The 21,562-nt window shown below is 47.3% G+C and carries 23 protein-coding genes; 13 read left to right on the top strand and 10 right to left on the bottom strand.

Annotated features, from left to right (window positions below; all coding sequences use genetic code 11):
• Window positions 1-33: 33 nt before the first annotated feature.
• Window positions 34-420: a hypothetical protein gene (locus AAA939_RS08830; protein ID WP_338209667.1), complete on the bottom strand. Its 387-nt coding sequence runs from the start codon at window positions 418-420 to the stop codon at window positions 34-36.
• Between the two features lie 167 nt (window positions 421-587).
• Window positions 588-1,043 carry a nucleoside-diphosphate kinase gene (ndk, locus tag AAA939_RS08835; protein WP_338209669.1) on the bottom strand — a complete coding sequence of 152 codons (456 nt, stop codon included), beginning with the start codon at window positions 1,041-1,043 and terminating at the stop codon, window positions 588-590.
• A 197-nt stretch (window positions 1,044-1,240) separates the two neighbouring features.
• On the opposite strand from ndk, the gene AAA939_RS08840 reads away from it, so the two are divergent.
• Together AAA939_RS08840 and AAA939_RS08845 are read left to right on the top strand one after the other, a co-directional pair.
• Entirely contained in the window at window positions 1,241-2,590 is a 1,350-nt protein-coding gene (locus tag AAA939_RS08840; protein ID WP_338209670.1) for a DUF2252 domain-containing protein, read from the top strand.
• Window positions 2,591-2,727: 137 nt separating this feature from the next.
• Entirely contained in the window at window positions 2,728-3,276 is a 549-nt protein-coding gene (locus AAA939_RS08845; RefSeq protein WP_338209672.1) for an NADPH-dependent FMN reductase, read from the top strand.
• Between the two features lie 132 nt (window positions 3,277-3,408).
• Here AAA939_RS08845 and map read toward each other — a convergent pair whose 3' ends face one another.
• Window positions 3,409-4,200 (bottom strand): type I methionyl aminopeptidase, encoded by a 792-nt coding sequence (gene map / locus AAA939_RS08850; protein WP_338209673.1) that lies wholly within the window; start codon window positions 4,198-4,200, stop codon window positions 3,409-3,411.
• A 387-nt stretch (window positions 4,201-4,587) separates the two neighbouring features.
• Here map and pnuC point away from each other — a divergent pair, with 387 nt between their 5' ends.
• The 4 genes from pnuC to AAA939_RS08870 all read left to right on the top strand — a co-directional run bounded on the left by pnuC (window position 4,588) and on the right by AAA939_RS08870 (window position 9,992).
• Window positions 4,588-5,376: a nicotinamide riboside transporter PnuC gene (gene pnuC / locus AAA939_RS08855; protein WP_338209675.1), complete on the top strand. Its 789-nt coding sequence runs from the start codon at window positions 4,588-4,590 to the stop codon at window positions 5,374-5,376.
• 201 nt (window positions 5,377-5,577) lie between these two features.
• Entirely contained in the window at window positions 5,578-6,303 is a 726-nt protein-coding gene (gene treR / locus AAA939_RS08860; protein ID WP_338209723.1) for a trehalose operon repressor, read from the top strand.
• A 24-nt stretch (window positions 6,304-6,327) separates the two neighbouring features.
• The gene (treC, locus tag AAA939_RS08865) at window positions 6,328-7,971 is read left to right on the top strand and encodes an alpha,alpha-phosphotrehalase (protein WP_338209676.1); all 1,644 of its coding nucleotides are present in this window, start codon (window positions 6,328-6,330) and stop codon (window positions 7,969-7,971) included.
• A 17-nt stretch (window positions 7,972-7,988) separates the two neighbouring features.
• Window positions 7,989-9,992: a PTS sugar transporter subunit IIABC gene (locus AAA939_RS08870; RefSeq protein WP_338230846.1), complete on the top strand. Its 2,004-nt coding sequence runs from the start codon at window positions 7,989-7,991 to the stop codon at window positions 9,990-9,992.
• 97 nt (window positions 9,993-10,089) lie between these two features.
• Here the strand turns inward: AAA939_RS08870 and AAA939_RS08875 are convergent, their stop codons facing one another.
• Window positions 10,090-10,872, bottom strand: coding sequence for a hypothetical protein (locus tag AAA939_RS08875; RefSeq protein ID WP_338209680.1), 783 nt, complete (start codon window positions 10,870-10,872; stop codon window positions 10,090-10,092).
• Between the two features lie 192 nt (window positions 10,873-11,064).
• Here AAA939_RS08875 and AAA939_RS08880 point away from each other — a divergent pair, with 192 nt between their 5' ends.
• The 3 genes from AAA939_RS08880 to lpdD all read left to right on the top strand — a co-directional run bounded on the left by AAA939_RS08880 (window position 11,065) and on the right by lpdD (window position 12,998).
• Window positions 11,065-11,877, top strand: a complete 813-nt coding sequence (locus AAA939_RS08880; RefSeq protein ID WP_338209682.1) for a chitosanase — start codon at window positions 11,065-11,067, stop codon at window positions 11,875-11,877.
• Window positions 11,878-12,021: 144 nt separating this feature from the next.
• Entirely contained in the window at window positions 12,022-12,585 is a 564-nt protein-coding gene (locus tag AAA939_RS08885) for a UbiX family flavin prenyltransferase (RefSeq protein ID WP_338209683.1), read from the top strand.
• Between the two features lie 2 nt (window positions 12,586-12,587).
• Complete coding sequence (lpdD, locus tag AAA939_RS08890) at window positions 12,588-12,998, top strand: prenylated flavin chaperone LpdD (protein ID WP_338209685.1); 411 nt, start codon at window positions 12,588-12,590, stop codon at window positions 12,996-12,998.
• Between the two features lie 101 nt (window positions 12,999-13,099).
• On the opposite strand, the gene AAA939_RS08895 is transcribed toward lpdD, so the two are convergent.
• Window positions 13,100-13,543, bottom strand: coding sequence for an Rrf2 family transcriptional regulator (locus tag AAA939_RS08895; RefSeq protein ID WP_338209687.1), 444 nt, complete (start codon window positions 13,541-13,543; stop codon window positions 13,100-13,102).
• Between the two features lie 183 nt (window positions 13,544-13,726).
• On the opposite strand from AAA939_RS08895, the gene AAA939_RS08900 reads away from it, so the two are divergent.
• Window positions 13,727-14,416 (top strand): TetR/AcrR family transcriptional regulator, encoded by a 690-nt coding sequence (locus AAA939_RS08900; protein WP_338209689.1) that lies wholly within the window; start codon window positions 13,727-13,729, stop codon window positions 14,414-14,416.
• Between the two features lie 200 nt (window positions 14,417-14,616).
• On the top strand, window positions 14,617-15,978 hold the full coding sequence (locus AAA939_RS08905; protein WP_338209725.1) for an Nramp family divalent metal transporter: 1,362 nt from the start codon (window positions 14,617-14,619) through the stop codon (window positions 15,976-15,978).
• A 36-nt stretch (window positions 15,979-16,014) separates the two neighbouring features.
• On the opposite strand, the gene AAA939_RS08910 is transcribed toward AAA939_RS08905, so the two are convergent.
• From AAA939_RS08910 to AAA939_RS08930, 5 genes are all read right to left on the bottom strand, one after another.
• Complete coding sequence (locus tag AAA939_RS08910; protein ID WP_338230847.1) at window positions 16,015-16,656, bottom strand: hypothetical protein; 642 nt, start codon at window positions 16,654-16,656, stop codon at window positions 16,015-16,017.
• 19 nt (window positions 16,657-16,675) lie between these two features.
• Complete coding sequence (locus AAA939_RS08915; RefSeq protein ID WP_338209694.1) at window positions 16,676-16,966, bottom strand: hypothetical protein; 291 nt, start codon at window positions 16,964-16,966, stop codon at window positions 16,676-16,678.
• A 41-nt stretch (window positions 16,967-17,007) separates the two neighbouring features.
• Window positions 17,008-17,259 carry a hypothetical protein gene (locus tag AAA939_RS08920; protein ID WP_338209696.1) on the bottom strand — a complete coding sequence of 84 codons (252 nt, stop codon included), beginning with the start codon at window positions 17,257-17,259 and terminating at the stop codon, window positions 17,008-17,010.
• 723 nt (window positions 17,260-17,982) lie between these two features.
• Window positions 17,983-19,362: a sensor histidine kinase gene (locus tag AAA939_RS08925; RefSeq protein ID WP_338230848.1), complete on the bottom strand. Its 1,380-nt coding sequence runs from the start codon at window positions 19,360-19,362 to the stop codon at window positions 17,983-17,985.
• Window positions 19,355-20,053: a response regulator transcription factor gene (locus AAA939_RS08930; protein WP_338209699.1), complete on the bottom strand. Its 699-nt coding sequence runs from the start codon at window positions 20,051-20,053 to the stop codon at window positions 19,355-19,357. Before AAA939_RS08930 ends, AAA939_RS08925 begins: the two co-directional genes overlap by 8 nt.
• A 165-nt stretch (window positions 20,054-20,218) precedes the next feature.
• Between AAA939_RS08930 and AAA939_RS08935 the strand changes: the two genes are divergently transcribed.
• Both AAA939_RS08935 and AAA939_RS08940 read left to right on the top strand, forming a co-directional pair.
• Window positions 20,219-20,506, top strand: a complete 288-nt coding sequence (locus AAA939_RS08935) for a hypothetical protein (protein ID WP_338209701.1) — start codon at window positions 20,219-20,221, stop codon at window positions 20,504-20,506.
• An 80-nt stretch (window positions 20,507-20,586) separates the two neighbouring features.
• Window positions 20,587-21,318, top strand: a complete 732-nt coding sequence (locus tag AAA939_RS08940; RefSeq protein ID WP_338209702.1) for a MurR/RpiR family transcriptional regulator — start codon at window positions 20,587-20,589, stop codon at window positions 21,316-21,318.
• The last annotated feature ends 244 nt before the right edge of the window (window positions 21,319-21,562 follow it).

Below are 21,562 nucleotides of genomic sequence, written 5' to 3' on the forward strand. Positions count from 1 at the left end.
CACTCGTTGGGTAACTAAGGCCTTTTTGCCTGCTTAGAGCTGATTGTAGATGGTTTCAATTAAATCGTCGCTATTATCAATTAGCTGGCGGTTGAGTGAGATCAAGTACCGGGGTTTCAGTGGATTGACGATGTTATGAAAAGTGTCCTGAATAAGACAACCGGTCAGGGTGAAGGTGTCCCGATGATCTCGGACAATAATGGTGAAGTGACGCAAATCATTAGTCACAATCACGTTGGTACCGATCAAATGGGTCAGGTTCAGGCCTAACGTCGCCGTTGAGTTAGTTAGACCAGTCAGTCCGGTTTGCTTAATTAGTTGAATGGCGCCATCAATTCGTTCTAACGCAGTGTACATCGAAAGCTTAGGTGTTTCAGTGGTATTTGATCGGTGCATATATGGTCCCAGTACTAAGTTCATTACAAGTCCCCCCAACCTTTGTTTATTAACCTAATCATAATAGCCAGGGGGGGATTAGGCGAAGATTGCAACGTGTTTGGACGGTTAGTTGGGTGACTTTGTGGGTTAGCTTCGTTCAATTGCCAAACAAAAAAATTCCCGGTCGTGACCGAGAATTTCAAGGATTATTAATCAGTTTCACCTTTACGTGAGGATACGGCTAGTTCGGGGAACCAGATGGCGATTTCGTGATGCGCATTTTCACGGCTGTCAGAAGTGTGAATAATGTTTCTCAAAATCCCGTCAGGATAATCATGGGCGTAGTCGCCCCGAATCGAACCTGGCTGTGCATCGGATGGCCGCGTATTACCTGCTAAGTGGTGGATGGCCTTTACAACGCTTGCGCCGCTGACGATGATGGCAACTAATGGCCCTTCCATCATGTAGGTCTCGATCTCTTTAAAGTAAGGTTTTCCCACTTTTTCAGCATAGTGGGCTTGAAGTTGTTCGGCAGTTGCGGTGGTGACTTTCAGGGCGGAAATTTGATAGCCCTTTTGTTCTAAACGAGAAATGATATCTCCGATGTGTCCTTCAGCGACCCCATCGGGTTTAACGAGAACTAAAGTTTTTTCTGAATTTGCCATAATACGACCCCTCCTCAAGTTAAGTAAGCGCTTTCATCGCTATTGATTAAATTGTAGATTAATTTGATGAGTGCGTCAACTAGAATCGTGTGGTGGACGTCACAATCTTAAACAGCAGTTAAGGATGATGATAGTTCTTTTTGACCAATGAAATCGTTATAATGGAAATAGTTTAAAATAAAAGGGATTGATACAGCATGCCACCACTTGATTTAACACATATTCGTCAGCACCACACCGTTGCCGAATTAATTGCGCTCGGGAAAGCCCGACGCCAAACCACGTCGTTTGACCAGCTAGGAACGTTTACACCAGTTGAACGTAACGCGGGCGCGTATTTGAAACACGTTCGTGCGATGTTAGTACCGGAATTATTGCCACTGCGCCGTGAGCGCATGTCAGCTTCCGCGTTTGCTTTTTTTCGGGGTTCCGTGGAACTGATGGATTATGATTTGGATTATCAAAAGTCAACGGAGATCCCAGCCGTTGTTTGTGGTGATGCGCATCTAGGTAACTTCGGGTTTTACGCGTCGCCAGAACGGCGGCTCGTCTTTGACCTTAACGACTTTGACGAAGCGGGTGTCCACCCGTGGGAATGGGATTTACGCCGATTGCTCGTCAGCATTATTTTAGCCGCCCGTAACTCGAATTTTAAGCCTAAAAAGGTCGACAAACTCGTCCGGACAGCCAGTGCTAGTTACCGCGAAGCAATTAAACGCATGTTTGACCAAACGACGTTGGATCGTTTCTACCGGGACAATGAAGTCCAGGCCGTTTTGAATTTCGGTGGGCAACCGGAAGACACGGCGAACTTTATTGCGGATTTAGTTAAAAAAGCCCAAAAACGGAATTCTGAACAAGTTGTACGTAAGTTTACTTGGACAAATAGCCGCGGTGAGCGCCAGTTTAAGGACAACGCACCGCGTTCCGTACACATTGATAAGAAGACTTACCGGGGCTTAAAGCATGGGATTCAAGAATATTTGCTCAATGTTCGAACGGACGTCGCTTTACTGTTGTCACAATATGAAGTGACCGATATTATCCGCCACAGTGTTGGTGTGGGGAGTTTTGGGTCGCTGTGTTACTTGGTCTTGCTCACGAGTACGGACGGCAGCCACATGGTCTTACAGATCAAGGAGGCGCTACCGACCCGTAAAGTGGGAAGCCAGTCCCAACAAGCTCTGACGGCAGCCCTCGAACTTTCCGAAGGTCAACGGATCGTCAGTTCGCAACGCATTTTACAGGCCACTTCGGATGTCTTTTTAGGCTACTTCCAAATGGCCAACAAGAGCTTTTACGTGCGTCAATTCCGTGATATGAAAGAGTCAATCGATATTGCGACTTTGGATTGGGGACAATTTTCAGCGTACGCCAATACGTGTGCGATGATTTTAGCACAGGCCCACGCGCAGAGCCCAACTGCGGCGATGATTCGTGGTTACATTGGTAGCACGACGAAGTTTGATGATGCCATGGCTAACTGGTCAGAGGCCTACGTTGAACAAGTCGAAGCGGACTATCAAGACTTTTTAGATAAACCATAAATACGATGATATAAGGGGATTAGCGGATGCTAGTCCTCTTTTTTTAAGTAAAGAAATCAAAATGATTGCACTTTAATGATTTATTGATATACTTACTATTAGTAAGTGAAATTGATTTGAAAGGACTGTTAATAAATATGACAAAATATGGTGTAATTGTAGGTTCCATTCGTAAAAATTCTTATTCTAAAGGGGTGGCTGACGCAATCGTTGCGGGCTTACCAGAAGATGCAGAAGTAACGTACTTAAATATCGCTAAGTTACCACTTTACAATCAAGACTACGATGAGGCTTCACCGGTTGAATATACCGAATTCCGGAATGCCGTTGCGGCGCAGGACGCAATCATCTTCGTGACACCTGAACACAACCGTAGTATTCCAGCTGCTTTGAAGAACGCCTTGGACGTTGCTTCTCGTCCCTGGGGTCAAAGTGTTTGGGGCGGCAAGCCAGCGTTGGTTGCGTCACAATCAATTTCTGGCATCTCTGGCGTTTTAGCACACCACGTCTTACGTCAATCATTGGTATTCTTAGACATGCCAACGATGCAACAGCCTGAATTATATATCGGTAATACAGATAAGTTATCCGACGAAAACGGCCACATCACTAACGAAGGTACACAGTCCTTCTTAGCAGGTGCGGGTAAGCAATTTAGCGAGTTTGCCGCTAAGTTCATCAAGTAGTTACAACTGAAGTTGAGATCCAATTAAAGGTCCGCCAATCAAAGGTTAGTTGATTTTTAGTCCATAAGTCATTAAAACAAGCAAAAAAGCGAGGTCTTCAAAATTTTGAAGGCCTCACTTTTTATATCTAACCTATTTATTCCAAAGGTACTTAGCGTCAAAGTCGTGGTCGTATGAAGATAAGATCTTAGGACCATCGTCCGTAACAACTAAGGTATGTTCGTATTGGCAACTGAGACTACCGTCTAATGTTCGAACGGTCCAGCCATCGTCAGCGGTTTCGCCAGAACGCCAGTCACCGATGTTAACCATTGGTTCGATCGTGATGGTCATACCGGCCTTTAAACGGGTCCCATGGCCAGCTTCGCCGTAGTGAGGAACGTCAGGCTTTTCGTGCATCGTCGGTCCAATACCATGGCCGATGTATTCGCGGACAACGCCGTAACCCATTTCGTTTTCGGCGTAGTTTTGAATGGCCCAGCCAATGGCACCAATTCGGTTACCGACAACGGCTTGGTCAATACCCAAGTAGAGGGCTTTCAAGGTAACGTCCATTAACTTTTTAACTTCGGGTGATGGCGTACCGGCAACGAATGCGTGACATGAGTCACTCAAGTAGCCGTGGTAGTTAATAACGGTGTCGACTTTTAAGAGGTCGCCATCCTTAACTAAAATGTCTTTGCTAGGGCAACCGTGGCAAATCATGTCATTAACGCTGACACAAGTTGAGTACTTGTAGCCTTCAAAGTTTAATTCACCGGGGGTAGCGTCATGGGCGATGATGTATTCGTATGCGAAATGGTCAACGTCCCAAGTAGTTATTCCGGGTTTGATGTAATCTTCCAAGGCGTGGAAGAGGCCGACCATGATGTCGCCGGCTTCTTGCATTCCCTTAATCTCGCGATCTGATTTAAGAGTTATCATGTAATCCTCCAAAAATATTAAATATATTGTAGATAAAATAATGTCCATCCCTAGTATACTGCAACGGCAGATATCCGACAAAAAGCAATGTTCAAGATTGGGCGCACAGTGGGGATTTGAGCAAGCAAATCGCGACATTTAACTGCAATCGTTTTCAGAAAAAAGTCCAAAAAAATTTCCAGTCCAAAAAGGCCTGTGTGGCGGGCTGAATCCGGATTGGTTGTTTACAACGCGTTTAATATTCAAGAATTTGGACTTTTCATCGTCAAAGTTAATGATACAATATATAGTGTTGTTTCGAACAGAAGCACTACATATGGTAGTGAACCGTGACTAGTTGGCCAACTGGACACTAACAACCGCATATTGATAAACGGAAAGAGGAGCATGATTTTGAGTAATTATTTTAAATTCTTATCACACCAATTGAAAGGTTGGCCGCAACAGAACTACTACTTATTCTTCTTTAGCTTAGGCTGTCAGGTGATGACGCTGGTTAACGCGCCAATCACAACGTTATCCATTCTAACATTTATTGGGACAACTTTGGGTGTCCTTTGTGTGTTGGCTATCAACGCCGCCAAGTCGGTGAATGGCTGGCTAGGATTAATTTCCGCAGCTTGCTTTATCGTCGTTGGGTTTTCAGCAAAGAACTACCTTAGCATCGGTGAACAGCTTGCCTACGTTGTGACCCTGGATATTCCAGTGTTATTGAGTGCCGGCTGGAACGTGAACATGGTTTCTAAGATTCGGAAGTTCACGGGCCGGACCTGGGTCGTGGCCATTGTATCGACCTTAGTCGTTTATGGGATTTCAGGTTACTTAATTGGTGCTTTGACCGATGATCCGCGGCCGTGGATCGACGCAATCAGCTTTGCAATCTGCCTGACTGCCGGTGTCATCTGCTTCCTACGTTACAACAACCAGTACTTCTGGTGGGTTGCTTCCGGGTTAGCACAGATGGTGTTATGGTTCATTTCATTCCGTCAAGGATCTGCAACTTTAGCCATGTTCATCAACAGCTCCGTTTACTTGATGAACGACGTGTTAGCTTTCACCGTTTCACCTTGGTATAACAAGCATGAACGGGCCCGTCTGATTGCCGAAGAGCAAGCGGCAGCGGCTAAGAAGACTGATGCAACTAATGAGGATCAATCTTTTAGTTTGAATCATTAAGAATATTAACGAATTAATCGCCTATGACCTAGTCATAGGCGATTTTTTAGTCTTGTCTAGACATCTTATACAAGTTAATTATATATACAAACTCCTATATACGGCTATTTTGGAAGTTTATATTTTTGACGTTGACAGCTTGTCTAAACAAGTATATATTCATAAATGAAAGCGTTAACGGAAAAGAGGACGGTGGTCATGATTAATAAATCGGCACTAGTTTATGACGATTTAATGCAGAAAATCGATGCGGAAGTCTACCAGTTAGGGACTTACTTACCTAGTGAGAACCAGCTGTGCGACCTTTACGGAATTTCCCGGGAGACGGGGCGTAAGGCTTTAGCGACGTTGGCAGAGAACGGTTATATTCAAAAGATTCGGGGCAAGGGCTCACTGGTGATCGAACATCGGCAGTATGAATTCCCAGTCTCAGGAATTGTGAGTTACAAAGAACTTGCACAAAAATTACACATTGCGACCGAAAACGTGGTCTATGGGTATGATCCGAAGGCAACGTTGCCCATTGCCGCGTTTGCTTCGCTGGGCGTTGACCTAACGGAGGAACCGGTGACGGCAATCAAGCGGGTGCGGGTGATTGATGATGAACCAGACATTATTGATAAAGATTATATTTTAAAATCAGTTATTCCAGACGTTCCGCGCAGGGCAGCCGAGGATTCACTCTACGCTTACTTTGAAGATGAGTTGGGGTTAGAAATTGGGTACGCCACGAAGGAAATTACGATGGAACCAGCGAACGCTGAGGACCGGGCGGAACTAAACTTAGATCCCGGCGCCTACATGGCAGTTGTTCGCAGCGTGACCAGTTTGACGGATGCGCGGGCATTCCAATTTACGGAATCGCGACACCGCGCGGATAAGTTCCGTTTCCGCGACTTTGCTCGCCGGCAACGGAAACCAATGTAAGCAAATTAAAAGTGGAGAAGTGCAATGAAATTATCACAACAAGTTATTTACCAGATTTACCCGAAGTCTTTTTATGATAGCGATGGGGATGGTGTCGGTGACCTCCGGGGCATTATCGAAAAAATTCCCTATCTAAAAAAATTGAATATCGACATGATTTGGTTCAATCCATTTTTTGTTTCACCACAAAATGATAATGGCTACGATATCGCTGATTATTACCGGATTGATCCGCAATTTGGAACCATGAGTGATTTTGAAGAATTAGTCGCAAAGTTAAAGGCGGTCCATATCGGCGTCATGCTTGATATGGTCTTCAACCATACGTCGACCCAGCATCCGTGGTTCCAACGTGCACTAGCGGGTGATAAGAAGTATCAAGCGTTCTACTATTTACGCCCAGCAAAAGCGGACGGTAGCTTACCGACTAATTGGGAATCAAAGTTCGGGGGTTCGGCCTGGGCGCCATTTGGGGAGACCAACTTGTATTATCTCCACTTATACGATGAAACGCAGGCGGATCTGGATTGGCATAACCCCGAAGTGCGGGCAGCTTGTGCCGCCGTGGTCAACTTCTGGCGTGACAAGGGCGTGACCGGTTTCCGGTTTGACGTCATCAACGTTACGGGGAAATCCGAACAGTTGGTGGACGCACCCGCGGGCGTAGCGTCCAAAACGCTATATACTGATACGCCAATCGTCCATGACTATTTGAAAGAACTTAATCAGACTAGTTATGGTCAGGATCCGGACAGTGTCACGGTAGGTGAAATGTCATCCACAACTATTCGCAATAGCGTTGGGTATACGAATCCGGCTAACCACGAATTGTCGATGGTCTTTAATTTTCACCACCTTAAGACTGATTACGTTGATGGTCGTAAGTGGTCGCGAATGGCCTTTGATTTTCCCCGGTTGAAACAGTTACTAGATGACTGGGCGACCGGGATGAACGCAGGCGGTGGCTGGCAAGCCCTATTCTGGAATAACCATGACCAACCGCGGGCAATTAACCGTTTTGGGGATGCCGGCAAGTACCGTGTCAAGTCGGCTGAGATGCTCGCGACGGTCATTCATTTACTGCGGGGGACGCCGTTTATTTACATGGGAGAAGAGATCGGGATGACTGATCCGGACTACCCATCAATGGCGGATTACGTTGATATCGAAGCGCTGAATGCTTATCGGGCCCTCATTCGTAGCGGGTATAGTCATGCGGATGCGTTTACCATCGTGAAGACTAAGGCCCGCGACAATTCACGGACACCGATGCAGTGGGATGCCAGTGCGACGGCTGGCTTTACGACTGGGCGGCCATGGTTACGACCAACCAATCAGGATCAGATTAACGTGGCCGATGAATTGGCACACGGGGAACTCTTTAAGTATTACCAAACGTTAATTCGATTACGGAAGACGATGCCAATCATTGCGGATGGTGATTACCAGACGTGGCGCTTAGATGACGAGCAAGTCTTCGGCTACTGGCGCACCCTGGGTTCCCAGCGCCTACTCGTTTTAAATAATTTTTATTCGAACGCAACAGTGGTTGCGCTACCGACTGAGATGGTTGATGCCCAAGTGGTGTTATCCAACTACGATAACGTGGATGTGCAGCCCAAGATGGTCTTGAAGCCATATCAATCGATTATTTTGTCACAGGGTTAGGATTGGAGGAGAGTATTATGGCACACGCACAAACGGTTACAATTTTATCACCGGTTGCCGGTGAGGTAATTCCGTTAGCGGCTGTTAAAGATCCCGTTTTTTCTGCTGGAATGATGGGACTAGGTTTTGGGGTTCAGCCGACTAGTGGAGATATTGTGGCGCCCGTTAGTGGGAAGGTCACAATGATTGCAGAAACGAAACACGCGTTGGGGTTTACGACGCCAGACAACAATTTGGAAGTTTTAGTTCACTTAGGTATTGATACGGTTGATTTAAAGGGGACGCCGTTCAAATTGACGGTGGCGGCTGGCGATGAAGTTAAGGCTGGCGACACCATCGCAACGATGGATCTCGCAATGATTGAAAAGGCTAACCGGCAGACGACAGTCGTCCTAGCCGTGACCAATTCAAGCGATAAATTGGACGGTTTGGATGTGACGACGGGGACGCAAACCGCTGGCGCAGTGGTTGCGACGGGCCGGCTAAATGCGAATACGTTCAACGCTAAGCGTCAGGGACGCCTCCCTAAGGCTGGCAAGTATGATCAGTTAGCAGCCGATATCGTTGAAAATGTCGGTGGTGTGGAAAACATTAGTAGCTTGATTCATTGCATTACCCGGTTGCGGTTCTACTTAAAAGATGAGAGTAAGGCTAACGATGACGTGGTGGCCAACTTGAAGGGTGTCATTGACATCGCCAAAGCTGGCGGTCAATATCAAGTCGTGATTGGGCCAGCTGTTACGGACGTTTACGACGCGGTGATTAAGTTAATTGGACCAGAATTTTCAAATGATTCTGAAACGGCCAAGGCCGTAGCTGAAACGAACGCGGCGGCTAACCGGCCAGATACTGCGTGGGGCCTAGTTAAATGGGGCTTCAGTAATTTGATTGGGGTCATCACGGGGTCCATGATTCCCGTGATTGGACTTTTAGCCGCTTCAGGGATTTTAAAGGGGATCTTGGCACTACTGATTACCTTTAAGGTGGTTAGCACCACGGCCCCAACCTACGTCATTATTAGTGCGATGGGGGATTCCGTCTTCTACTTCCTACCGATTTTTGTTGGTTTTACGGCCGCTAAAAAACTCGGTTCCGATCCCGTCATTATGGGGATTATTGGTGGGGTTTTGACATATCCATCGATTGTTGCGATTGCAACTAAGGGCAAAGTCGTCAGCACGCTATTTGGGATGGGCATCAATGCTAATTTCTTCGGGTTACCATTCCACGTGGCTTCATACACTTACTCAATTTTCCCAATGATTGCCGGTGCCTGGTTGGCTAGCAAGTTGGAACCATGGCTAAAGCGCGTGATTCCAACCGTATTACGGATGATTTTCGTGCCATTATTTGAAGTTGTCATCGTGTCAGGCGCTATTCTGATTTTCCTTGGCCCAGTTATCACGGTCTTCTCTACCGGTTTAGCAAACTTAATCGTTGCAGTTTACAACTTGAGTCCTGCTATTTCTGGATTGATCATCGGGGGCTTCTATCAAGTTCTGGTTATCTTCGGGTTGCACTGGGCCGTTATTCCGATTGTGGCCAACGACATTGCGACCATGGGCCACAGTTATTTGAACGCTATCATTTCTGCAACGATGGTCGCTCAAGGTGGCGCGGTTATGGCGATTGCGCTGAAGTCTAAGTTAGCAAACATTCAAGAACTTGCATGGCCCGCAACGATCTCGGCATTTTGTGGCGTTACTGAACCCGCAATGTACGGGATTAACTTGAAGTACGGCCGCGCTTTCGTAACGGCTAGCATCGGTTCCGCAGTCGGTGGTTTCTTAACCGGTTTGATGCGTGTTAATATGTGGGGCTTTACCGGTTCTCTAATCGGGGTCACTTCCTTTGTTAACCCTCAAAAAGGGATCGACTTTAGCTTTTACGGGTTCCTAATTGCGTCACTTGCAACGATTATCGTTTCCTTCACGTTAACCTGGATGTTTGGGTTTAAGGATGAAGACGCTGAAGCAGTTAAAACTGCCCCAAAGAAGCGGCACTTGGGCCAAACGGCTTAACAATTAGTATTTTATAACTCAAATTCAAAAGGACCGTCACGCAAAATCCAAGCGGGTTTTGCGTGACGGTCCTTTTGTGAACGTACAAATCATCCTGTTATGAACTGATTGCGGCTAAATGCGCCTGTTGTCGGATTGCTTCGACGTAGATGCGGACAAAGTCGGTCCCGTAAGTCGCCGCGAGCTGTTGTTCTAGGCTCGGGGTTGGGGGCAGTTCTTTGAGTAATGGTCGAATCCATTGATTAGTTGGCAATAAGCGGAGTAGCTGATGACTTGTAAATTGTGAAAATAGCAAGTTACGTCCAAAATACTTGCCGACGCGCGCTTGAAAAACTGGTTGCTTAACTGGCACCAGTTGAAGACTACTATTATTCATATTACCTAGTAGCAATTTGGCACTTGGAAAGTCGTCGTGTAAGTCTAAACGGTGGTTCTTATAAGCTTTAGCGATTACTGGTGATAACTGGACTAACCAGATTAACTGGTGTTGTTCTAAGTGCAAAATCAAACGCAAGGTGATGACATCGGTCGTACTAAGATGGTAACTGTAACGTTGAAGCGTTTTGGCGGTTAACCGGCTGCGTAAAGTTTGTTGGACGGCAGCAAAGTTGCCAGCCTCCCAAGTCACGGTCAGTTGATCGTGATTGGTCAGCCACAGTTTGTGGTCGGCAATCCGCAAGGTCAGAAAATTTGGTGTGAGACCGTACGGCTGATCCAGCATGAGCAGCCAGTAGGAGCTGGCGCTGGAACGCGCAAAGTTGCGGGCTAAAACGTGGGCGTTAGTCGGTAGTGCCATTTGAACGGCGAGTTGAAGTCGTCGGCGGTCATCCGCGGCGCTAACAAATTGATGTGGATCATGTGTGATCCGACGTTTGGCCATGGGTATCCCCTCCTAACTGATAAAACACCTTAAGTATAGGTCAAATCACAGCGAACGACACGCCAAAGGTATTTTTTATTGCCGTCGTGACAAATCATCCGCAAATTAGCGACAACAACGCCATTTTGTCACGCTATCCGCCCTTAAATAGGCGTAAACTAAATGATAAATTCTCGAGGGGGCAAACGGGAGATGCGAAAATGGTGGCGGTGGTTAATTGGTCTAGGCGTTATGGTGAGTATTGGAAGTGGGGTCTGGTGGTACACTCAACACCGCACTATTTTGACGGGACAACTACGGGCTGAAACCTTCGCGTTGGTATCCAGCGCTGAAAATTCATCATTGGACTACCAGAAGCAGTATCGGTACGTGGAGGATATCCATGATGGTCGGGGCTACACGGCGGGCATCATCGGGTTTACGTCGGCCACGGGGGACCTTTTAAAGGTTGTTAATCGCTATCAGCAATTGGCACCGCGTAATCGGCTTAGGAAATACCTCCCAGCGCTGCGTAAGGTAAACGGTTCGGCGAGTCATCAGGGACTAGGCTCGGCCTTTGTGCGGGACTGGCATCAGGCCGCTAAAGATCAGCGACTTGTACGGGCCCAAAACGACGTGGTGGAACAGATGTACTTGCGGCCGGCCGTTAAAGCTGCCAAAAAAGACGGGCTCGCTCCGCTTGGCCAGTATATTTATTACGATGCGCTCGTGGTTCACGGCCCGGGGAACGGCGCCGCTAGCTTTGGTGGGATTCGGCGGGCGGCAAAGCTGCGAGCGAAGACCCCGGCGCAGGGTGGCAGCGTTAAGAATTATTTGCGGACCTTCCTCGTTGTGCGGGCTAAAGTGATGCGTCAAGAAACGGCGCATCAGGACTTGTCCCGGTTAAATACCCAGTGGCAGTTTGTGGTCGCGGATAATGAACGACTACGGTTACCGCTAACTTGGAAAATGTATGGTCAATCCTTTACGCTGACTAAGGCGAAACTGCGCCAGATGATGCGTTAATGATTTTTAAGCGTACGCTTATTAGTCCTAAATCGAATATCAACTAGTCCAAACACGATTTGTTAACGTCTTTGAGAAGCCGTAAACTTAAAAAGAAGGCAAAGCGAACATAACGTGATCAAGCTGAAAGAGTGAGGGCTAAAGATGAAACGAATTATTGTTGGAATTACGGGGGCATCCGGGACGATTTATGCCGTTGATTTATTGAAAAAATTACACGAATTGCCCGACGTGGAAGTTCACCTCGTCATGAGTACGTGGGCGAAGAAAAACTTGGCACTGGAAACGGACTACGACTTGAAGCAGTTAACGGCACTGGCTGATAAAACGTATCATATCAATGACCAGGGTGCCACGATTGCCAGTGGGTCGTTTCTAAACGACGGGATGGTCATCGTGCCAGCTAGTATGAAGACGGTGGCGGGGATTGCGGCCGGCTACGGGGATGACTTGATTGCCCGTGCGGCTGATGTCACGATTAAAGAACAGCGTAAATTAGTAATTGTTCCACGTGAAACACCGCTGAGTGTGATTCATTTGGAGAACTTAACGCGTTTGGCTAAGCTAGGCGTACAGATCGTGCCACCAATTCCCGCGTTCTATAATCATCCGCAGACGATTCAAGATCTGGTCAACCACCAAACGATGAAAATTTTGGACGCCTTTCACATTCGTAACGAAACGGATCGCCGTTGGGAAGGGGACTAAGGATGCCAACGTTTAAAACTGAACAAGCGGGGTATGCAATGACCGCGAAGCTCCAGCGAATTGGGTTTGACCTACTCATTGTCGTGACGGGGGGCACGAACCCGCACATCGGGGACGTGACCATGGTGACTGCCACGACTCCTGCGCAAACGGTCAAGTTTCCTAGCCATGACGGCCGGTTCCATAAGGACAACTTTATTTCTGACCGCTTAGCAGCCCAGTTACAACCTTACCTAGCGGGGAGTTGTACGATTACCGCGGGTATTCACGTTAATCAGATTACGAAGGCTCAGATTGCGGCGGCTGCGCCAATGACTGAAGCCCTCGGTCAACAAATTATTGACTGGCTGGCAGCACACCCGGTAAAAGCGGCGCAACCCGTTTATTATCAAAAGAATGAACAACCCAAGTAAGCTTCTAAATATAACAAAAAGGCGCTTCAGCGAAATCAAGCTGGAGCGCCTTTTGCATGGCTACTTTTAGCATTTGGGTTCTGAAAAATGATAGTAAGTGCTCAATTCTGACGAGCTTCTTTTTTAGCTTGTTCGACTAAAATGTTGTCGACAATGTCTTGCAAGCTGGTTCGGGCCAACCGCGCTTCGGCTGCCATCTGTGCGTCTTGGTAGTACTGCTTTAAAACGGTTTGGATATTGCCACCAACGATGCACGCGGGGTTGGTCTTGGGATCAACTGCGAATAGCGGCTTATCCCCCTCCACGGCGTAAAAGACGCTGAGTAGCGAAATGTCAGTGAGGGGTTTTGCCAAGGCTGGTTGGGCCGTCCCGGGTGTTGTGGTGATGAGGCCCGCCTTACGAAGTTTGCTCATTAACCGTCGCACAACGACCGGACTCGTCTCAATACTAGCGGCGATGGCGTCGGAAGACAATTTTGTGTCAGCGTAGATTTTTATATAGGCTAACAAATGGATTGAGTCACTAAAACGAGTAGAAACGCGCATTCGATCACTTCCTGTAACTTTATTAATTACCGATATTATAAACTGTCGGGATTGTAAAAGCAATCATCACTATTTAGCTCGTTTTATATGTAACTTTTGATCGATAATAGTTGTTTCGGTTTGCCGAATCGTTTATGATGAGGTTACCAAAAATTGAGCAGTCACTGCAAAAGGAGCAAAACCATGAGTGAAATTGAAACCATCCAGGCTTACTATGCGGCCTCATTGGGGAAGGATGGTCGAATCACGCGTACTCAGCGCCAAATTTTAGCTGCGGCGCTCGACTTGTTTTCGGAAAAGGGGTACGAAGAAGTCGGCACGCGCGAGATTGCTGAACGCGCCGGGGTAGCGGAAGGCACGCTTTTTCATAATTTTGTGAGTAAGAACGGGATTTTAGAGGCAATCATGCAGCCCATTGTCAAAAGTGTTTTACCAACCATGCTTAATACGTTAGACCAAGCCGTATTGGATCAAAATAGTGATACCTTAGCCAGCTTCGTGGTGGCCCTGGTTCGGGACCGGGTGGCTTTTGTCACGCGTAATCAGGCGTCGCTAGCCGTGATTCTGTCACAGTTTTTCAATAATGCAACGGATCGGGCAGCGGTACTCAGCATGGTTTCACCGACGATTTTAGAGCAAGCTAACCAAGCGATGGATCGGCTGAAAGCGTCAGGGGAGTTGGTTAATTGGCCGAATCGGATTATTTTACAGCTCGTTTTTTCAACGATCGGTGGGTACGTTGTTGAGCGGGTTCTCTATCCGGAAGCCAATCCGGTCAGTCCGCAGCAAGTGACACAGTATCTCAGTGATTTCTTAGTCAACGGATTAAATCCGCGGCGAATCCCCTTACACGTTGATGAGACTAGTTTCTAGATGATTTAGGAATACCAAAGAAATAATTGAAAACATTTGACTAATTTATTGATGATGATATACTACCAATTGGAATTAAAGTGAGCGCTCAATTTGAGCCGCACTGTTGAGGATCACACAGTAGTCCACAACCTGAATTCTAAACCAATAGAAGAGAGGGTTTCATAATGAAATCAGCAAAAACGAAGGACCACGCGACAATGGCTGCCAAGAAGTCAGAAAAGGCAGTTCACTCAACGGGTGCCGATAGTAAGAGCTTGGACGAAGTGAATGGGAGTGTCCGGGTACCAAAGGACGCCAATTTCTGGCGAACTTTGATTGCCTACACCGGACCGGGCGCTCTGGTAGCAGTCGGTTACATGGACCCAGGGAACTGGATCACGTCGATTGCTGGGGGTTCACAGTATAAGTACGCGTTGCTTTCCGTAATCTTACTTTCAAGTTTGATTGCGATGTTGCTACAAGCCATGGCAGCGCGTCTTGGGATTGTTACTGGGAAAGATTTAGCGCAACTCACACGTGAGCGAACTTCCAAATCTATGGGGATTTTCCTGTGGATTGTCACGGAACTGGCCATTATTGCGACCGATATGGCCGAAATTATCGGTTCCGGGATCGCGCTCAAATTATTATTTGGTTTTCCACTGATTGTCGGTATTCTAATTACCACCGCCGACGTCTTACTCCTGTTACTATTAATGAAATTAGGCTTCCGTAAAATTGAAGCCATCGTGGCCACTCTGGTTGCAGTTATTTTATTCGTATTCATGTATGAAGTTATTATTTCACAACCAAACGTCCCTCAAATGTTAAAAGGGTACGTGCCAACGACAGAAATTGTCAGCAATTCTTCCATGTTGTACCTCGCGTTGGGGATTGTCGGTGCGACCGTTATGCCGCATAACTTGTATTTAGGGTCATCAATTTCGCAAACGCGTCAAGTTGATCGCAATGATGAAAAAGAAGTTGCGAAGGCCGTTAAGTTCACGACCATCGATTCCAACATCCAATTATCAGTTGCGTTCGTTGTTAACAGTTTGCTCCTGATTTTAGGTGCGGCACTGTTCTTTGGAACGAAGGGTGACTTAGGCCGTTTCGTTGACCTGTATAATGCATTGGGTGACAGCAAGATCGTTGGGGCAATTGCGAGTCCCGTACTGAGCATGCTGTTTGCCGTTGCGTTACTGTCTTCCGGTCAAAGTTCAACCATTACGGGGACGCTTTCCGGTCAGATTATTATGGAAGGTTTTATCCGGTTACGGATGCCACTTTGGGCCCAACGGTTACTCACACGGTTGATTTCCGTTGCGCCAGTCCTAGCCTTTGCCATTTACTACCACGGCAATGAAGCTAAGATTGAAAGTTTACTAACGTTATCGCAAGTGTTCTTAAGTATCGCCTTACCGTTTGCCATGATTCCACTGGTTAAATTCACGAGTGATGCCAAACTGATGGGGAACTTCAAGAACCGGTTATGGGTCAAATGGACGGCGTGGGTAATTACCGCGATTCTAATTATATTGAACGTCTGGTTGATTCTCCAAACTCTTAGTTTAGTTTAAAAAATCATTTTAAAAAGATAATGCGTGCTTACCAGGTTAGCTTGGTAGGCACGCATTTTTTGTTGGGATAAGGGTAAAGGGCGTTGCGGTCAGGAGATCGGCGAGACAGGGAATCAGGCCGTTTTCTAAATCATAGAGATTCGTCAGGTCCGTTTGTGTGACGTGATGACGGGTGCTAGCCAACAATTCACGTTGGGTGAGTTGGACCTGATTGGCTGGGAGAATCAGGTCGGGTTGGCTTTTCCTAGTAATTGGGAGGGCGTTGTCGTGAACGAGGTAAGTGAACCTTGGCGCGGTATTTAAAATCAGCGTTAGCATACTGATCTCATGGGGATCGAGTTGGGCGGCTAGTTGTTCGGTCTGCAGGGGAGAATAGACCATCGCGGCGTAAGCCTGTGGGGTTAGCTCAGGCAGGTGGTGACTTGGCGGTGTCAGGGTCACCGTCAAGCCGAGTTGCCAGCTGGCTAGGAGCAAAACGGGGATGGTCGCCGCTTGGGTCGGACTAATCAGGATCGTCTGACCAGCGCTGACGTTTTGCTGCTTGAGGCTGGTTCGACAGAGGGTCAGGTCTTCAAGCAGGTCGGCGCCGGTGTATCGACTACCGTTGACATCCGTTAAAACGGGCGTTTGGTAGTGTTGTTGTAATTGTTGTGTAATGAGTTGCGTTAATTGCCGCATGCCCGCACCTTCTTTCAAGCTACTTCGTGTACTTCATTTTATCTAAGCTTTGGCTACCAGTGTCGACGGTTTCTAATATTTGGGATTGTAAAGTCTTGGTTGCTAGTTTAGTGGCACGGGGTGTGAGATTGTGGGCTGGTTTGTTGGTTGTCCCCAGTGCCAAATTGGTTTCGTGATCGACGTGGCTGACGAGGGTGGTCGTAGTGGGGGCGGGCGTGCTGACCGTGTTGGCGGAAGCGGTGGCGGTAGTCGCAAACAGGGTCCCGGCGGCCATTAAAGTAATCGTTAATTTTGTAAATAAGTTTTTCATAATTATCAAACTCCTTTTTGAATGATGAATCGGGTGACTAGTTATTCAGCGGTTGGCATGAGCCAGTCGTTTGAAAGCAACTGATGGAAATGTTTACCAAGCGGAACCCATAATTTAGATTTGTTGATATTGCGAAGTGTGTCCCAGAATAGCGGGTCCTGCATCTGTTCGTCACTGAGTTTGACTTTGACGTATTCGCCGTCTTCAGTTTTAGCAATAACGAGTGGGTACATCACTTTGATAATTTGTGCAGCGTTGATATTTTTAATTTTGGGGTCGGTATCTAATAACATATGCAAAATCTCCTTGCCTGAAATGGCTTGATTGGTTTAATTGAATGACTATAGTTTACCGAGAATCCGGGGGACAAACTATCGAGTTTCAATAAGCTTTATCTAAGAAATTCTTAGACTTGTATTTATAAAACAGCAATTGGCGTAGTGACGCGCTTTAGGGCCGTTGTATCAGACAATAAAACAAGTCCACCACAGGCAATTTTGCGTGTGGTGGACTTGTTTTGAGATTATTAACTAGAGGCTGAACGTTGAAAATGATTGATAGTTAATAGACATAGCATCATTAGGACCAATAAGTTTGTTAAGCTTTCCGCTTCCGGCCGCCCATGATTTCACCTGCCGCGGCGACCGGACTAAGCCTGGGAAGCGGTCTTAGTCCTCGCTTGCAAGCCGCAACCCCACGTCTCGCAAGACGTCGGTGGCGTAAACCGGAAGTACGCCGGTCAACGCCACTTTCGCGGCAGATTCATCATGGTCGACCTCCAGCTAAGGTGATCTTTCTATAAAAATTGATTAGTTTGGGTTAAAACAATTTTAGCGTAGCCGGCAGAAGCAGCGGGCCGTGTCGGCACTGTTAGCTGGCGTTTTTTTGCCAGGTTACAGTGCGGGGCGACTTGAAAGACTCGGTTTTTGAGGCTCTCAAGCGAGGCGGAAGCCCGTACTTTGGCTGTAGCCGACCCCACAGCCCACTGCTTCTGTCCGGCGAAGCGCCGAAAAATGCTACTGTTTTGGCCAACTAACTGTGAAGATACTTCCTTTAGGCTGATTATTGGTGACGGCGATTTGAGCTTGGTTCAGGTTGACTAGTTGTTTAACGATGGCGAGGCCGAGGCCGCTACCTTCGATTTCTTGGGAACGGGACTGATCGACACGGTAGAACCGCTGGAAGATGGCTTCTTTTTGGTCATCAGGGATGCCTTCACCTAAATCCGCTACGGTTAGGTTAATGTGGGTGTCATCCTGACTTAGGCGCAGGGTGATCGGTTGGTCGTGCGGCGAATATTTATGGGCGTTGTCTAGTAGCGCTACCACGATTTGTTGCAACATCTCGGCGTTACCGGCGACGTGAATGTCCGGGTCAATCGCGAGTTTAAGCGGTTGGTCGATTGATGGCTGGTAGTGTTCGCCTAATTGCAGCAGTAGAAACGAAAGGTCCTGGTCAGTGAGTGCTAATTTAGCTCGGTCCGCTCGGGAAAGGTGCAGCAAGTTCTCAATCAGATGCTGCATCCGTAACGATTCTTCATCAATAAATTGAAGGGATTCCGGAATGACTTCGGGATGGGCCTCACCGCGCCGGCGAATCAAACTTAGATTACCCCGAATGGCTGCGATGGGGGTGCGAAGTTCGTGCGAGGCGTCCGAAATAAACTGCCGTTCGTGTTGAAGACGTTCGTTTTGGGCGACTAGTAAGACGTTGAAGGCTTGCCCGAGGTCGTGAATTTCGCGCGGACTATCCGGTACCGTCAAGGTTGGTTGGTCGCTATCCGGATTGTTGGACGTATACTGGGTTTCACGCAACAACGCAATGGTTGGGGCGCTGAGCCGGGTCGCTAACCGGTGGGCCCACCACGCACCGAGGGTAACTGCCCATAAAGTAACGAAGACCATGAGACAAATCAAAATGAGTAGGCTATTGATTAGGCGACGTAGGCTGACCCAGAGTTGGTAAGTGTTGTTACCGCCTTTTTCCGTATATGATAGAAAGAAACCAAATCCCCGAACGTAAACTAAGGGTCCGACGAGGTGGCTCTGTTGCTTGGCGAAGAAGGCTTTGGACGAAGGCGTGGTTAAAATCGTTTGCTTAGTTTTAGTTGCGGTCGTCAACGTTGCCTTTTTAGTCGTGACCCGAATGAAGGCGGGTTGCTTAGTGTTACGGGTGGTCGTATTGTTCCAGTGAATAAAGCTGGGCACGTCCTTGATGTTGGCCTTGTTAAGGCTGTTCATCAGGTCGTGAGCTTCCCTGGTGGTATTGACCGTTTGTTGGGTGCCCACAATGAACAGCGTGATCAGACTGACCATGAGGGTAATGGTCAGCATCAGGCGACGAATCGCCTGGTTGATGAGTTGTTCATAGGTGGGGGTCGTTTGATGATCAGTCATTCGCAATCGGCTCCCTTAATTTATAGCCAACGCCCCGCACCGTTTTGATCAGTGGGTCGCCGTTGGCCGTTTCTAGTTTATTGCGTAAGTAGCCGACGTAAACGTCGACCACGTTTTGCTGGCCTAAAAAGTCCGCACCCCAGACTTGGTCGAGCAAGTCGTCACGGGTAAAGACTTCGTTGGGGTGGGCGAGAAAGAATAGGAGTAAGTCGTATTCACGGTGCGTCAGTTGGACGTCTTCCCCGGCGTTCGTGACGCGGTGGGCTTTCGTATCCAGGACGACTTGGTCGAGTTGGTAAACTTGGTTAGGATCGACTTGATTTTCGGCGCGCCGTTGAATGACCCGAATGCGGGCGAGGAGTTCTTCGATTTCGAAGGGCTTAGTGATGTAATCGTCGGCGCCGTTGTCGAGTCCCGCGACCTTATCGCCAACGTAATCCCGCGCTGTCATGATGATGACCGGTACTTGGTCGTGTTTACGAATCCGGCGCAAGACTTCCATACCGTCTAACTTAGGCAGCATCCAGTCGAGCAGGATCAAGAGCAACTCGTTTTGATGCGCCTGGTACGTCTTCATGGCGGCGAGGCCGTCGTTTGCGACTAGGACGTTAAAGTCTTCAAACTGAAGCTCTTTTGTAAGGTATCCTGACAAACTCAATTCATCTTCAACGATTAAAATCGTGTTCTTCATTTAAAAATCCTCCCAATAACCCAATTTGTGTTCAATTATAACTAATAAATATGACGGAAGACCGATATTTGGATTTATTTTTTGCGATTTTAGCTTCAAAATGAAAGCGCCTCAGGACTTATGATAAACTAAAAGTAATCAAATAACGGAAGGTGAGTGATCCAGATGGGACTTTTTGGCGATGCGATGAATGCGATGTATCACAGTGGACACTACGGTTATAATATCAATGTTCAAAAAACGGCTCCGGCGGTTGATCCAAAGGAAGTGCCCGCAATTGCAGCGTTGGGACGCCTTAACCGCACGCCTAACCTCAAGACGTGGTCGATTGATTCACAATATAAGACGGCGGAATTTACGGCCAAACTCACGGCTGCGGTGGCCACGTGTGACCTTGAAATGAGCGATTTAGAAATCAAACCACAGATTGATGGTCGGTGGGGAGACCGATAATTGGAATTTGTTCCTACAAGTTGCAGTTATGGATATCAATATTTTAATAGACCAATGTAAGAAGGTTGTGAGGTGAGTAGATGTTTTCATATGATCAAGTGCAACAGCTAAACCGGTTGGAAATCGAGATTTATAAGTACATTATGGGGCATCCGGTCGAGGTCAGTACCATGACGATTCGCCAATTGGCCGACCGGAGTCACGTCTCCGCGACGACGATTTTACGGTTTCTCAAGCGGATGGGCTACGACGGTTACGCGGAGTTTAAATTTACGCTTAAAGAACAACTGCGTAAGGACGCTGAACAACCGCTATCCCAGACGATCGTGCCGATGCGAGTCTTCTTTGACCGCATGAACTTGCCCGATGTTACGGCTAAAATCAAACAGGCCACAAAACTGATGCACGATGCTGAGATGGTCGTGTTAGTTGGTTCCGGGACTAGTGCGGGGCTGGCGAGTTATGGGACGCACCTGCTGGCCGATTTTGGGATCTATAGCATGATGCTCAGTAATGTTTTTCAGCCGCATCCCGTGCGGCCACATGACTTGTCGGGGACGGTATTATTGGTATTGTCCGTTTCTGGTGAGACCGATGATGTGATTCAGCAAGGCATCTATTACCAGCAGAGTGGGGCTAAATTAGTGGCCATAACGGCTAGCAGCCATTCAACGCTAGCGGGGATTGCCGACGTTGTCTTAACGTATGATACGCCGGAAGTTCAAGCGATTAGTGGTGGAAGTGTGCTATCGCAGATGCCGGTCGTTTATTACTTGGAACAATTAGCAATGACGGTCCAACCACTGGAATAGACCAATTTTTCGTAATTTTTAGGAACAAATTCCCGAAACGGAACATGTTCTTTTATCAGAAACACTATACTCTTTCTTTTGAAAGGGTATACATTACAGCCACAATAGGTATAATTGGAAATATAGAAAACGCATTCAGTTATGTGGGTGCTCAAAAAACACCGCCATTTTGAAACAAGTTACTTTAAACGGTGACAAATTAATCATGATAATCGGCCATTATCAGGAGTAGGTTAGTTTGTAA

This window comes from Lactiplantibacillus paraxiangfangensis, from assembly GCF_036246185.1.
GTDB classification, from domain to species: domain Bacteria; phylum Bacillota; class Bacilli; order Lactobacillales; family Lactobacillaceae; genus Lactiplantibacillus; species Lactiplantibacillus paraxiangfangensis.